The sequence below is a fragment of the Collinsella provencensis genome (assembly GCF_900199705.1).
Taxonomy (GTDB): Bacteria; Actinomycetota; Coriobacteriia; order Coriobacteriales; family Coriobacteriaceae; genus Collinsella; species Collinsella provencensis.
Window position 1 is genome coordinate 1561938 of sequence record NZ_LT904908.1, and the last position, 13531, is coordinate 1575468.

General features: G+C 58.4%; 12 protein-coding genes. 5 read left to right on the plus strand and 7 right to left on the minus strand.

Annotated elements, in window-relative coordinates:
* Positions 1 to 142 precede the first annotated feature (142 nt).
* A complete protein-coding gene (locus tag C1711_RS06910) occupies positions 143 to 2551 on the plus strand; it encodes a Tex family protein (protein ID WP_102338374.1) in 2409 nt (802 codons plus the stop codon).
* Between the two features lie 56 nt (positions 2552 to 2607).
* On the opposite strand, the gene C1711_RS06915 is transcribed toward C1711_RS06910, so the two are convergent.
* On the minus strand, positions 2608 to 3783 hold the full coding sequence (locus tag C1711_RS06915) for a type II toxin-antitoxin system HipA family toxin (RefSeq protein WP_102338375.1): 1176 nt from the start codon (positions 3781 to 3783) through the stop codon (positions 2608 to 2610).
* Between the two features lie 3 nt (positions 3784 to 3786).
* Positions 3787 to 4083 carry a helix-turn-helix domain-containing protein gene (locus tag C1711_RS06920; protein WP_102338376.1) on the minus strand — a complete coding sequence of 99 codons (297 nt, stop codon included), beginning with the start codon at positions 4081 to 4083 and terminating at the stop codon, positions 3787 to 3789.
* A 427-nt stretch (positions 4084 to 4510) separates the two neighbouring features.
* Between C1711_RS06920 and C1711_RS06925 the strand changes: the two genes are divergently transcribed.
* The 4 genes from C1711_RS06925 to C1711_RS06940 all read left to right on the plus strand — a co-directional run bounded on the left by C1711_RS06925 (position 4511) and on the right by C1711_RS06940 (position 8481).
* Positions 4511 to 5542 carry a 3-deoxy-7-phosphoheptulonate synthase gene (locus C1711_RS06925; protein WP_102338377.1) on the plus strand — a complete coding sequence of 344 codons (1032 nt, stop codon included), beginning with the start codon at positions 4511 to 4513 and terminating at the stop codon, positions 5540 to 5542.
* 178 nt (positions 5543 to 5720) lie between these two features.
* Positions 5721 to 6632: a hypothetical protein gene (locus C1711_RS06930; protein WP_102338378.1), complete on the plus strand. Its 912-nt coding sequence runs from the start codon at positions 5721 to 5723 to the stop codon at positions 6630 to 6632.
* A gap of 18 nt (positions 6633 to 6650) precedes the next feature.
* Positions 6651 to 7418 (plus strand): class I SAM-dependent methyltransferase, encoded by a 768-nt coding sequence (locus tag C1711_RS06935; RefSeq protein WP_234346323.1) that lies wholly within the window; start codon positions 6651 to 6653, stop codon positions 7416 to 7418.
* A gap of 154 nt (positions 7419 to 7572) precedes the next feature.
* Positions 7573 to 8481, plus strand: a complete 909-nt coding sequence (locus C1711_RS06940; RefSeq protein WP_102338379.1) for a UTP--glucose-1-phosphate uridylyltransferase — start codon at positions 7573 to 7575, stop codon at positions 8479 to 8481.
* A gap of 96 nt (positions 8482 to 8577) precedes the next feature.
* On the opposite strand, the gene pstB is transcribed toward C1711_RS06940, so the two are convergent.
* The 5 genes from pstB to C1711_RS06965 all read right to left on the minus strand — a co-directional run bounded on the left by pstB (position 8578) and on the right by C1711_RS06965 (position 13489).
* The gene (pstB, locus tag C1711_RS06945; protein WP_199824860.1) at positions 8578 to 9372 is read right to left on the minus strand and encodes a phosphate ABC transporter ATP-binding protein PstB; all 795 of its coding nucleotides are present in this window, start codon (positions 9370 to 9372) and stop codon (positions 8578 to 8580) included.
* Positions 9369 to 10235: a phosphate ABC transporter permease PstA gene (gene pstA, locus C1711_RS06950; RefSeq protein ID WP_102338380.1), complete on the minus strand. Its 867-nt coding sequence runs from the start codon at positions 10233 to 10235 to the stop codon at positions 9369 to 9371. The genes pstB and pstA overlap by 4 nt, the downstream gene beginning before the upstream one ends.
* The gene (pstC, locus tag C1711_RS06955) at positions 10232 to 11077 is read right to left on the minus strand and encodes a phosphate ABC transporter permease subunit PstC (protein WP_199824861.1); all 846 of its coding nucleotides are present in this window, start codon (positions 11075 to 11077) and stop codon (positions 10232 to 10234) included. The genes pstA and pstC overlap by 4 nt, the downstream gene beginning before the upstream one ends.
* A 40-nt stretch (positions 11078 to 11117) precedes the next feature.
* Positions 11118 to 12062 carry a substrate-binding domain-containing protein gene (locus C1711_RS06960; protein ID WP_199824862.1) on the minus strand — a complete coding sequence of 315 codons (945 nt, stop codon included), beginning with the start codon at positions 12060 to 12062 and terminating at the stop codon, positions 11118 to 11120.
* A 245-nt stretch (positions 12063 to 12307) separates the two neighbouring features.
* Positions 12308 to 13489 carry a sensor histidine kinase gene (locus tag C1711_RS06965; protein WP_159060078.1) on the minus strand — a complete coding sequence of 394 codons (1182 nt, stop codon included), beginning with the start codon at positions 13487 to 13489 and terminating at the stop codon, positions 12308 to 12310.
* Between the last annotated feature and the right edge of the window lie 42 nt (positions 13490 to 13531).

Below are 13531 nucleotides of genomic sequence, written 5' to 3' on the forward strand. Positions count from 1 at the left end.
GTAGGGCCGAGGGCGGTCCATCGAGCCGTTACGAGCGAACCGACGCGTCGCGAACAAATCGATGCGTTGCGAGTAAGTCGACGCATGCGACGCCTCATTTCGAGTAGGATGGATACTTCCAAACAAATGAGAAGGATGAGGTATGGCCGAGCGAGAACAAGATATTGCGTCCATCATGTCGATGGTGGCGGCGTTGGCACCCGAGAGCATCGGGTTAAAGGCAAAAACGACGGCTAGTGCGAGCAAAGAGGAAGGCGGCAATGCGGTCGCGACTTCTGTCCAAGCGACGAACGCCGCGCCTGATACAAAAAGCTCCGCCGACAGGCCCGTAGCGGCATCGCTGACCATGGCAGATCTGCCTGAGACCAAGCCTGTTGATATCGATCCCGCAGCAACGACCGCGCGCATCGTTCGCACGCTCGCCTCGGAGCTCAACCTCGCCCCGCAACGCATTAAAGCTGTGATGGAGCTCATCGATGAGGGCGCGACTATTCCCTTCATTGCGCGCTATCGCAAAGAGGTGACGGGCGGCATGGACGACGTCGCGCTCCGTGCGCTTGACGATCGCCTCACGTACCTGCGCAATCTTGAGCAGCGCAAAGCCGAGGTTTTGGCGCTCATCAACGCTCAGGGAAAACTCACGTCTGAGCTGCGTGATGCAATCGAGCAGGCAATGGTGTTGCAGCGCGTCGAGGACCTCTACAAGCCGTTTAGGAAAAAGCGCGTTACGCGCGCATCCAAAGCCCGGGCTGCCGGTCTCGAGCCATTGGCGAATCTCATTCTCATGCAGTCTGACCGAGGGGATGAACCGCTGGCAGTCGCGGCTCAATACCTGAACGCCGAGGCGGGTTTCGGCACGCCCGAGGCGGCGCTTGCCGGCGCGCGTGACATCGTTGCGGAGTGCATCGCAGAGGATGCGGAAAACGTTGCGGATATGCGCACGTTTGCCCATGCGACCGCTTTGATCGTGTCCGAGGCGATGGATGCCGAGGAAAAAACGCCCTATGAGGCGTATTACGATTTCTCCGAGCTCGCGCGAACGATTCCGAATCACCGGATTCTTGCCATCAACCGCGGTCAACGTGAGGGAAAACTGCGTGTTCAGGTGAGCATGGATGCCGAGGCGGCAATAAATCGCCTGCTCAGTAGGTATCCGCGTCGTCGCGGACCCTTTGCCCCCGTGCTCGCCGAGGCCATTGCCGACGGGTACAAGCGGCTGATGGCCCCTTCGCTTGAGCGCGAGCTCCGCGTGGATTTGACCATGCGTGCGCAGGAGGATGCCATCAAGGTGTTTGCTAAGAATACGGAGGCACTGTTGCAGCAGCGTCCCGTGCGTGGTGCCCGCGTGATTGCTCTTGACCCGGGTTATCGCGCGGGTTGCAAGGTCGCCGTGCTCGATGAGTTTGGCACGCTGCTCGACCATACGATTTTGTATCCCACACCACCCCGTAGGGATATCGCGGGTACCAAGCGCGAGCTGGCACGCCTCGTCAAGAAGCATCGCATTAACACCATCGTTATCGGCAACGGCACGGCGAGCCGCGAGACTGAGGAGGTTGTGAGCTCGTTCATTGCAGAGCAGGCGCCCGACCTGCGCTATACCATCGTGAATGAGGCCGGCGCGTCGGTGTATTCCGCCTCAAAGCTGGCAAGCGAGGAGTATCCCGACTTAGATGTAACCACGCGCGGCGCCATGAGCCTGGGTCGCCGCTTGCAGGATCCGCTGGCGGAGCTCGTCAAGATTCCGCCGCAGTCTATCGGCGTTGGCCAGTACCAGCACGATCTTGACCAGGGCGGATTGTCGCGCGCATTGGGTCACGTCGTTGAAGACGTGGTCAACCGCGTCGGTGTGAATCTCAACACGGCAAGTCCGAGCTTGCTTTCGTATGTGTCCGGCATCACGCCTGCGGTGGCGAAAAACATCGTGGCGTATCGCGAGGCAAACGGTGCGTTTACCGATCGTCGTCAGCTCAAGAAGGTGCCCAAACTCGGGCCCAAGGCGTTTGAAAACTGTGCGGGATTCCTGCGCGTGACGGGCGGCGCTAATCCGCTTGATGCCACGAGCGTTCATCCCGAAAGCTATGAGGTGGCAACAGCCCTGCTCAAGCGTGCGGGCGTGAAGCCGCAGGCACTTGCGGACGGCGGCGTTCCGGGAATCGGTGCCAAGATCGGCAACTTGGGAAGCATTGCAAGCGAGCTGGGATGTGGTGTGCCCACCCTGCGCGACATCGTATCTGAGCTGGAAAAGCCCGGACGCGATCCGCGTGACGACGCTCCTGAGGTGGTCTTTAGCCAGGCGGCGCGTGGCATCGAGGATCTTGAGGTCGGTATGGAACTCACGGGGACCGTGCGTAACGTGGTCGACTTCGGCGCGTTTGTAGATATCGGCGTGCACCAGGACGGCCTCGTGCACATCTCCAAGCTTGCGAAACGCTATGTCAAGCATCCAAGCGAGGTGGTGTCGGTGGGCGACACGGTGAAGGTTTGGGTTACAGGGGTCGATCAGGCGCGTAAGAAGATTTCCCTCACGATGGTCGAAGGCCGTAGCTGACCTTTGTGTGACGTTCGATTGCGGGAAAAGAATTTCCAAATAGGGCGTGAGGACGGTTATGAGATGACTTTTCCGCTCGCGAGGAGTCTCATGTATTGCGTTTTTTCGTGGCGGCAAAGCGCCGCCTTGACCCTTTCGACTATCTCTTTTGCTTTGCGCTTGGAAATGCCCGTTCTCTCTGCAACGGCAAGCATATCCTGGTCTTCTATGTCTCTTCCCCTTCCGTTTACGGTGGTGGCGTGCTCGCCGTTCATTCCTGGGTTTTGCGTAAGATCATATGCGGGTGAGAGGGCCCACCCGTCAGATTCTCGATAAAGGAACGTGAAGTTTTTCGAGTGGTCATCGCGATTTCCGCACAGAACGTTAAAGCACATCAGACGGAACATCTTTTCGACTTCACTCGTGCTGCCGGTCAACTTGAGCGTTAGTCGCATGAGAATGTCGTAGTCGAGATTCGGAATACGATGAGATGTTTCAAGCAGGGCGGCGGCTGAGGCCATGTGGATCTTTCGAACTGCCCCATCTGGTGTCGTGATGCGATCAAAGCGCTTCGTGGCGAAATAACCACTGCACTGTTGAGAAGGCAGGAGACGTACTTGAGGCATTTCGATTCCGCATTCAGCGGCTGCGAGGGCGAGCTCGTATTCAGTTTGTCCAATGTCTTCGGGGTCGAGCGAAGAGGGAAATTTCACAATCCATTCCTCTCCATCGATCATGTAGAAAACCTTGGGTCGAGCTCCTCCCGAGGATCCTCCCATAGCGAACAGGGCATCGAGGTTTTGCGATTCATGGGACGCTAGGACCGTTGCGCATTCAGCTGCAATTTCGTCAAGGTTTTCGATTGTTGACTCCAAGGGAGTATCGATTGCGGGGCGATATTCGAGTGCTCCCGATCCGTTTGAGCCGACAATTGCGAGGCGACCGAGGGCGCCGACTTCGTATGGGTCAATGCCATGCGAAGTTAGCATTCTATCAACCAGCAGCCTACCCCAACCGTCGGGAAGGCTATCGTCGAAGACGCCAAACAGTCCCATCAGCGGTTCAGGGTTTGCAACAAAGACGTCATTTCGCAATGGCAAGCTGAGAGGGCTGATTGAGAATCCGTCATTCAACCAGCTTGGGGCGTATTGAAACGCTGTGAGCTTTTCGGGTGTTTCTGCGAGCGTTCCTACATGGCGATTCTTGTAGAAGACGTCGAGTTTGCTAACGGAGACGGTTGATTTGTCCAGCATGCGCTACCTCCGTTTTTGGCTTGCATTCGAAAGCGCGATGACTTCGTCGATAGACGCGTAGGTCTTTCTGGAAAAGAGGGAATCGAAATCCGATTCGCAGTTCAGGGCGAGCGAAATCGCAATCAGCGATTGGAGGGAAATAAGCCCTTTTTGTTCGAATCGCTTGTAAGACGCAAGCGTAACTCCCGCCTTTTTTGCAAGTGCGGCTTGAGTGAGGCCACGCTCTTTGCGTCGTTGCTTAACGCGCGCTGCAAGTTCACGGGATATTTCTGGTTCTGTTTTAATGTCGAGAGATATCATAGCTAATATATTATCCGTTTCATAGCTAGAAGCATAATAATAGCTAATATATTAGCATAATTATACCCTTCTTTCTTTTGTGCGAGATGACTTGTTGTTCATTCATTTCTGTCGAGTTTTGAGTTTGTGGTCAATTTACCCCCAGACTGGGGTCAATCGAAGCGTAGGTTTGGGTGTTTGTCCCATTTTAAATGGTGAATCCTGCGGTTATGTTGACGACTGAATGTCACGTGTGTGCTATAAGGGCAAAACTCATCCAATTTCGGGTGTCGGACACCCCAGTCTGACCCCATTTTGACCATAAACGCAAAACGCGATGACGAGGGTAAGGTAAATTGTTGTGGATGCCGGCGTCCACGCTTCGATTTCGCATACGTTCGCGCCATAATGCCGGTACCGATTCATCGAACTGTTCCGAGGAGCCGTCATGGCAATGAATTTCAAGCGCCGCTTGCCCATCCCTAAGGAGATTCGCGAGGAGATGCCTCTGCGTTCCGACCTCGTTGAGGCCAAACAGCGCTTTGACGAGCAGGTTGCAGCGATTTTCCGTGGCGAGGACGACCGCCGCGTGCTGATTATCGGCCCTTGTTCCGCCGACCGCGAGGACTCCGTGTTGGATTACATGACGCACCTTGCCAAGCTGCAGGAACGCGTTGTCGACCGCCTGGTCATCATTCCGCGCGTTTATACCAACAAGCCGCGCACCAAGGGCACCGGTTACAAAGGTTTGCTTCACAACCCCGACCCCGAGGCTCCGGCCGATCTGCTTGAGGGCGTGAAGGCGATTCGCCACATGCACCTGCGTGTTATCGAGGAGACGGGCTTTTTCACCGCTGACGAAATGCTCTATCCCAGCAACTACCAGTACCTCATCGACTTGCTGTCCTATGTGGCAATCGGCGCCCGCTCGGTGGAAAACCAGGAGCACCGCTTGGTGAGCTCGGGCGTTCCCGTGCCCGTGGGCATGAAGAATCCCACGGCGGGTTCGACCACAGTCATGCTCAATTCGATCTACGCCGCCCAGGCGCCGCAGTCGTTCATCTACCGCAACTGGGAGGTCGAGACGGAAGGAAACCCGCTGGCACACGCGGTGCTGCGCGGTTACATCGGCCTCGATGGGCGCACGTACCCCAATTACCACTACGAGCACCTCGAGCGTCTTGCCGAGCGCTACACGGAGGAAGCGGGCTACGCCAACCCCGCCGTGATCGTTGACTGCAACCACGACAACTCCGGCAAGCGCCCCTTTGAGCAGCTTCGCATCTGCAAGGAGGTGCTTGACTCCTGTCGTCGCAACGAGGATGTGTCGCGTCTGGTGCGCGGCTTCATGGTCGAGAGCTATCTCGAGGATGGCAACCAGCCTGTGGACGGTGGCGTTTACGGCAAGTCGATTACCGACGCCTGCATCGGGTGGGAAAAGACGGAGCGCCTGGTGCTCAATCTCGCCGAGCGCGTGTAGCCGCGGTCACGTTGCTTGTTGTCGTGCGTGCACGGGCGTACGCGCGCGAGTTGTGTGCGCGTCGTTTGGGGCGGTTTTTCATCGTTTGGGCTCTTGTTGGCAGTGTTGGCGGGATGGGTAGAATAAGGCCGGCACTTTCCCTCCGGGATGCCTTTGTGCGATAGATTGCGAGGTTGCCATGACGGATCCGGCCCAGCTGCCCGCCCCCGACCACTCTTACGATATGGAAGACCACCCCGTTTACGAGCCCGTTTACCTCATGGATTACGTGGTTCGCTACAAGTGGATTGCCGTTGCGGTGCTGTTGGTGCTCGCCCTCGTAAGTGCCATCCCGCTACGCGGTGTCTTCATGTCACCCGAGACGTACTCTTCCACCATCGCGACGCTCGACGAGAAGAAGGACACCGTTCTTGCGCTCACTGCTGCTTCTGCAGGAACTTCGGCTGCAATTTCGGCCCTTCCCGGTGACGCCGGCTCACCCATTGCCGAGAAGCTCATGGATCTTTCCGCGGACTTTATGATCGTGTTGGCAGCCATCTATCTTGAAAAATACCTGCTCACGACCTTTGGTTTTGTAGCCTTTGCCATCTTATTCCCCGCGGCCTGTCTGATGTTTATCGGGTCCATTCTGACCTATGGGCGCCTGAGCTCGAGTGGGATGTTGGCTCGCATGGCGCGCAAGGTCACCCTGCTCGGTATCGTGCTCATCATCACTGTTCCCTCGAGCGTGATGCTCACCAACCAGATCGAGGCGACGTTTGACGACTCCATCAACCAGACGGTTGCCCAGGCTGAGGACGTGATGGAGGAGGCGGAAGGCTCCGAGGAGAAAGAGGATGAAGGCCAGTTGGGCCTGTTTGGTTCTCTGACTGAAACAGTGGGCGATGGCCTGTCCGCAGTAACCGGCGGTGCCAAAGACATGCTGAACCACTTCATCGAGTCACTGGCGATTATGCTGGTAACCTCGTGTGTCATCCCGATTTTGGTGTTGCTGTTCTTCCTTTGGGCCGCGAATCTCATTTTGGGCATTAACGTTGAGGCCCCCATGCGGGCGGTTCGCCCCCGCACCTTCCGCGGTAAGTCCAAATAGGTGGAAGGAGCGCGACCCGTGCCTGAGCTGGTGGTTTCCTATACGACGCCCGCGCTTTCCGAGGCAGCGCAACGGCTTGCCATGCGTTTGGGTGTCCCCGCTCTTCCGGCGGATGAGGTTGCTACAAGCCAACTGTCTCTCCGTATGGGGGAGGACGGTCTTGCGCTCTCCTGCGACGGTATGGAGCTCATGCCCGACTTCGCGGAAATGAAACCGCGCCTCAAGCAGGGGGCGCTTCAGCGCGAGCTGCTGGTCAAAGCCGCTCGCATCAAGGGCGTCGACGCTCCAACGGCGGTGGATGCCACGGCGGGTCTTGGAGAGGATTCCCTGCTGCTTGCCGCTGCGGGTTTTGAGGTCACACTGTGCGAGGCGGACCCCGTGATTGCCGCATTACTGCGCGATGCCCTGCAGCGAGCGGGGGACGACCCGATGCTTGAGGCGATCGTTGCGCGCATGCACGTGGTGGAAGGGGACAGCAAGGATGTGCTGCATGGCGTGGAAACCCCGCCTGACCTGGTGTATCTCGATCCCATGTTCCCCAAGCGCTCCAAAACCGCCGCGGTAAAGAAGAAGTTCCAGCTCATCCATCATCTTGAGCGCCCTTGCGATCCGCAAGAAGAAGAGCTGTTGCTGCAGGCCGCGCTCGCCGCGCATCCGCGCAAAGTGGTTATCAAACGTCCTGTTAAAGGTGCTTATTTGGCGGGCATCAAACCCAGTCACTCCATTGCCGGTAAAGCCGTGCGCTACGACTGCCTGGTGCCTCCGCGACCAGAACATTCGGCATAGCCGATTCCACGCCATCACGCCTGAGTAGTGAGCTTTCGTTGATACCCTCGCATAAAACGCGTGGGACGGGTACCATGTCGAAAGTTGGTGCATACCTCCGTGCGGACCGAACATATCGTGAGGGCGTCCGCTCGTGCGGAAAGGAACGTAACACATGAAGGCAATCATCCCCGCCGCGGGACTTGGAACGCGTTTTTTGCCTGCCACCAAATGCACTCCCAAAGAGATGCTTCCCGTTCTCGACAAGCCCGTTATCCAGTACGTGGTCGAGGAGGCGCTCGAACCCGAGGGCGTTGACGGCGTGATCATCGTCACGAGCCCTGGCAAGCCCGAGCTGCTCTCGTATTTCCAGCCCGACCGCTCGCTCGAGACGCTGCTGCGCGAGCGCGGCAAGGCGGGCTATGCCGACGCCATCGCCCACGCGGGCAACATGCCGGTCGACTTCCGCTACCAGTACGAGCCGCGCGGCCTCGGCCACGCCATCCGCTCCGCCGCTGACGCCTGCGCCGGCGAGCCGTTCCTCGTTTTGCTGGGCGACTACGTGGTTCCTTCCAAGGACATCTGCGACAAGATGATGGAGGTGTCCCAGGCCCATGGCGGTGCGTCCGTCATCGCCGTTGCTCCGTGCGAGCCCGACCAGGTGAGCCGCTACGGTGTCATCGCGGGCGACTTCGTGGGCACGCTCGAGGGCTACGAGGGAGCGGGGGAGACCGAGCCCGGCGCCGTGTGGCGCATCGGCGGCCTGGTGGAGAAGCCCGCCCCCGAGGCAGCTCCTTCCAACCTCTACATCGTCGGCCGCTACTTGCTGAGCCCGCTCGTCATGGAGCTTCTCGCCAGCCAGCAGCCGGGCAAGGGCAACGAGATCCAGCTCACCGACGCCATGGCGCGCAGTCTCGACCGCGAAGCCATGTACGCGGTGGTCATCGATCCGCTTTCCGGCTTCGACACCGGTACGCCGAGCGGTTGGGTTGCCACGAATGCCCTGATGGCGGCCAAGGACCCGCGTTTTGCCGATGAGTTCTGGGCGGCCATCGACGAGCGCGGCGGGCTGAAGCGCGCGTAGCGGCTTTTCCGGGTGCTCGTTCGGCAGCTTGATGGGAGCCCGTCTCCGGGCGTCGGGACCGGATCGTCGCTGTGAGAAGCAGTGTGGTGGCGGGGTTCAGCCAAAACGGCCGGAAACGTAATCGAGGGTGCGCTCGTCGGCGGGGTGATTGAACATCGTCTTGGTATCGTTTACCTCGATCATCTCTCCAAGCAGGAAAAACGCCGTTCGGTCCGAGATACGTCGCGCTTGCTGCATGTTGTGCGTCACCATGATCACGGTGTAGCGGCTCCGCAAAGTCTGGATCAGTTCCTCGATTTTGGCGGTCGACGCTGGGTCGAGCGCGCTGGTCGACTCGTCCATGAGAAGCACCTCGGGCTCCATCGCCAATGCACGCGCAATGCACAGACGCTGCTGCTGCCCGCCCGAGAGCCCCAATGCGTTCCTCTTGAGCCGGTCCTTGACCTCATCCCAAATCGCGGCGTGGCGAAGCGATTGCTCGACAAGTCCGTCGAGTATCGATTTGCTGCGGATTCCATGTGCTCGTGGCCCAAATGCCACGTTGTCATAGATGCTCATGGGGAACGGGTTGGGTTGCTGGAATACCATCCCGACCCGTTGACGCAGCTCTGTTGGCCTTAGCTCGGTGAAGATGTCCTGTCCGTTGAGCCGCACCGACCCATCCACAACACAGCCTTCAACCAGGTCGTTCATGCGATTGAGCGTTTTGAGCAGAGTCGATTTGCCGCATCCGGATGGGCCGATTATCGCCGTGACCTGCTTTCGAGGGAATGCGATGTTCACGTTTTTCAAGGTGTGGTAGTTCCTATAGAACAGATTGAGATTCTCGACCGTTATGACCGGGTTTCCGATCGATTCATAGGGGGTTTGCGTCAGGTTGTTTGAAATCACGGTTTCGTCACTTCCATCTTCTTTACGACAAAAGCCAACAGGGCATTGAGGGACAGGACAACCGCGAGCAGCACGGCGGCGGTTGCGTACGCTTCGCCGACGTGCAGGCCTTCGCACGAGAGCGCGTACATGTGGACCGCGAGCGTGCGGCACGAATCGAATAGCGCGCCGATGCCCTTTCCGGCAAAATCCGGTACTTGGGCGACGGTTCCCGCGGTGAAGAGCAGCGCGGCGACTTCTCCCACGCAACGTCCGAGCGCGAGCACGACGCCGCCGATGATCCCCGGCAGCGCCGATGGCAACACGCAGCGGAACACGACGAGCCCATGTCCTGCACCCAGGCCAAAACCGCCTTGACGGTACGCGTTGGGCACGCCCATGAGCGCCTCTTCAGAGGTTCGTATGATCACGGGCAGCACCATAATGGTGAGCGTGCAGGCACCTGCCATGAGCGAAAGGCCCCAACCGCACGCGGTCACGAAAAAGAGCATGCCGAACATGCCGAAAATAATCGAGGGAATACCCTGGAGCGTCTCGGTGGCAATGCGCACCGCCCGTACGAAGCGATTTCCGGGCTTGGCGTATTCAACCAGGTAGATGGCGGCTCCCACCCCAACCGGAAAGGCGAGCAGCAGCGACAGGAGCGACATCAGCACCGTATTGACGAGTGCGGGCGTGAGAGACACGTTCTCCGACGTATAGTTCCAGCTGAACAGCTCGGGTGTGAGAAAAGGGATTCCTTTATACAGGATGTATCCCACGATAAGCATGAGCGCCGCAGCTGTCAGGCCGGCTCCGGCATAGGTTGCACCGCGTATGAGCTTCGACGAAAACCTCTCGGGTGCGTCTTTTGGCACTTTCATTTCACTTCACCTTTTTCGCGGATGGCATTGAGCAGCAGTGTGACGAGCAAGATGAACACGAGGAGCACGACACCGGTGGCGATTAAAACTTCGCGATGCATGCCGGTGGCGTAACCCATCTCGAGCACGATGTTGGCTGTCAGCGTGCGCACACCCGAGAACAGCGAGTTGGGGAAGGCCGGGTTGTTGCCCGCCACCATCACGACGGCCATGGTCTCGCCCAGCGCGCGGCCGAGACCCAGTACGATGCTCGTCGCGATTCCCGATGAGGCCGCTGGTACAACCACCTTATACACCGCATGTTCATGGTCCATGCCGAGTGCCAGTGCACCCTCGTAATATGACGCGGGCACTGCATCGAGAGCGTTGCGCGACACGGTGACCACGGTCGGCAGAATCATGACGCCCAGAATCAGGCTCGCGCTGATGATGGACATCCCGTTGCCCACACCTAGACCGCGGATACAGGGCACGATGACGACAAGGCCAAAAAAGCCGTACATAACGGACGGGATGCCCGCGAGGAGCTCGACGCCCGCGCCGAGGATACCGCCGAATCGTGCGCCGGCGAAGCACGAGAGGAACACCGCGCACAGGAGGCCGGCGGGTACGGCAACCAACAGTGCTCCGGCTGTGACGTAGATGCTGCCTACGATCATGGGGGCGATGCCGTACAGGTTGTTCTCCGGGCGCCAGGTTGTTCCAAGCAAGAAGTCGAATAAGCCGACTTTCGCCATTGTGGGCACGCCGTTGACCAGCAAGAATGCACAAATGAGCAGAGTTGCTGCAATCGAAATGGCGGCAGTTGCGGCAAAGCACGCTCGGATGCACTTCTCGCGCATGGCCTGTATGCTCCCGCGCTGCACGCCCGTGGTCCCCGCACTAATCAATTTGACCCCAAGACGTGATTTCACCGATGTAGATCGATCGAATATCATCGGAGGAGATGGCGTCCAGCTCGGATTGCGGGGATACGATGACCGCGATGCCGTCCAGGGCTATCGCGAGGCTCGTCAAACCGGCAGAGATTTCGGAATCCTCGAGCTCGCGGGAAACCATACCCAGGTCACACGTACCGTCAATGGTCATATTCACGCCTGTGGTCGAATCGGACTGTTGGACCTCGACGCTTACGCCGGGATTGGCTTCCCGGTATGCCTCGGCCAGTTTCTCCATCACGGGAGTCACCGAGGAGGATCCCGCCACGGTGACTTTGCCTTCAGAGACAGTTGCGCTATAGGGAGCGCCGCCGTCGACGGCGATATAGTTGTTGTCGCTCACGATTTGCTGGCCTTCCGTGCTCATGATGAAGGAGAGGAAGTCGTTGGCCGCCTCGCTCGGTTGGTCCTTTTTGACGATGTTGAATGGTCGGAAGATCTTGTAGTCGCCGGATTTGACGTTCTCAGGTGTGGCGTCAACGCCGTCGATTTGCAACGCTTTGACGCTGTCATCAAGGGAACCGAGCGAGATGTACCCGATGGCGTTTTGGTCATCGGAAACGAGCGTCATCATGACGGCGGTCGAATTGGTGACGGTCGCGGCGGTTGTGGTCATGTCGACCTTGTTGCCGCTGGCATCCTTTTCTTCAATGCCGAAGAGCTCGACAAACGCGCTTCGCGTACCGGACCCGTTTTCACGCGTGTATACGGAGATCGTCGCCGCTTCGCCCTGTGCGGTGGAATCCGATCCACCGCTCGCCGTGCCGTCGCCGCATCCGGAGAGGGCAAACGTTGTGATGAACGCCATCGTTGCCATGGTGCCGGATAGGAAAGCCCGGCGGGTGGTTACAGGTCCGATCGAACGGGTGCTTACGGGTTGTGCAGTCATGCGTCTTCCTTTCTCTTTGCATGATGGCGGAGAGGTCCAAGGCTCTGCTGGGGCCTCCCCGCCCGGGGGAGCCTTAAGCCTCTTCAAGGACTTCCCCACGGATGGGCTAATCCTCTTCGGGTTGCCCCACATAGGGCATTGTGGTTGTGCGGCGTAAAAGAAAGGTGGGACGCAGGTAAAGAAATGGCGTGCGTTTGTAAAACGATGCCGCGGGCGTTGCGGGCAACGCAAGAAGATGACGGCGGCTACAGCGGCAGATATACGGTGAAGCGAGAACCTTCGCTTGCGCTTTCGACGGTGATGGTGCCGTTATGCAACAGAGCGGCATGTTTGGCGATCGCGAGGCCAAGCCCCGTGCCTCCCGTCTTTTTCGAGCGGCTTTTCTCAACGCGGTAAAACCGTTCAAAAATCTTGTTGATTGATTTTTGGGGGATGCCGATGCCCGTGTCGCGTATCTCGATTTCCGCATGGGGACTGTCGTTGTTTGGGTGTCGCTTGCGGACGGTGACCCATACGTATCCCTGGGGCCTGTTATAGCGGATGGCGTTTTCGATCAGATTGTGAATCATTTGCCCGAGTAGAGCTTCGTCGCCCTGCATGACCACGTGTTCGACATCAAGCATGAGACATACGCTGCAGTCATCGGCGAGCTTTTCAAGGCGCGCACTCGTTTTCTTGGTCAAAGCACCGAGGTCGACAGGGGAAAAATCTCCTTGACGAATCGCATCGGCATCGAGGCGGGACAAGGTGAGCACATCATCGATGAGCGCCCGCATGCTTTGCGCTTCGGAGTGGATGATCGCGCTGAAACGCACCATGTCTTCTTCGGGCACGACACCGGATTTCATGAGTTCGGCATATCCCGAGATTACCTGCAAGGGCGTTTTCATCTCGTGCGACACGTTTGCCGAGAAATCGCGGCGCATGCTTTCGGCTTTGGACAGTTGTCTGTTCTGGTTTTGCAAGGTCGTTTGCTGGGCGTCGATACGTGCAAGGAGGGGGATCGCCTCGCAATAGGGGGGATTATCGAGCGGGTGCTCCAAGTCGATTTGATCGAACGGTTTGGTGACGCGCTTTGCAAGTAGTCGAGAGAGGGCGAATACGGATACCGCCGCAAGGAGAAGAATCACCGAGAGCGGGACGAGCAGGTCTCGCTCAAAGACTCCGAACACGGATCCCCGTGTTTCGGCCAAGCGGATGACGGAGCCGTTTTCAAGGGGCTGTGCGGCGTAGATCGTATAGGTCTCGAGGGTTTCCGAGTAGCGCCTCGTCGTACAGAGCCCTGTTTCGAACGCTTCTTGTATTTCCGGTCTGTCCAGGTGGTTTTCCAGCATCGCACCCTGTGAGGCCTCGCTGTCGTAGAGCACGCTGCCGTCGTGTGCGACCAGGGTGAATCGGGTGTCAAATGATACCTGGTTCTGCAGCACGTCGATTTGCGTCTGCTCGGGTAGTCCGTTCAGCATACCCGC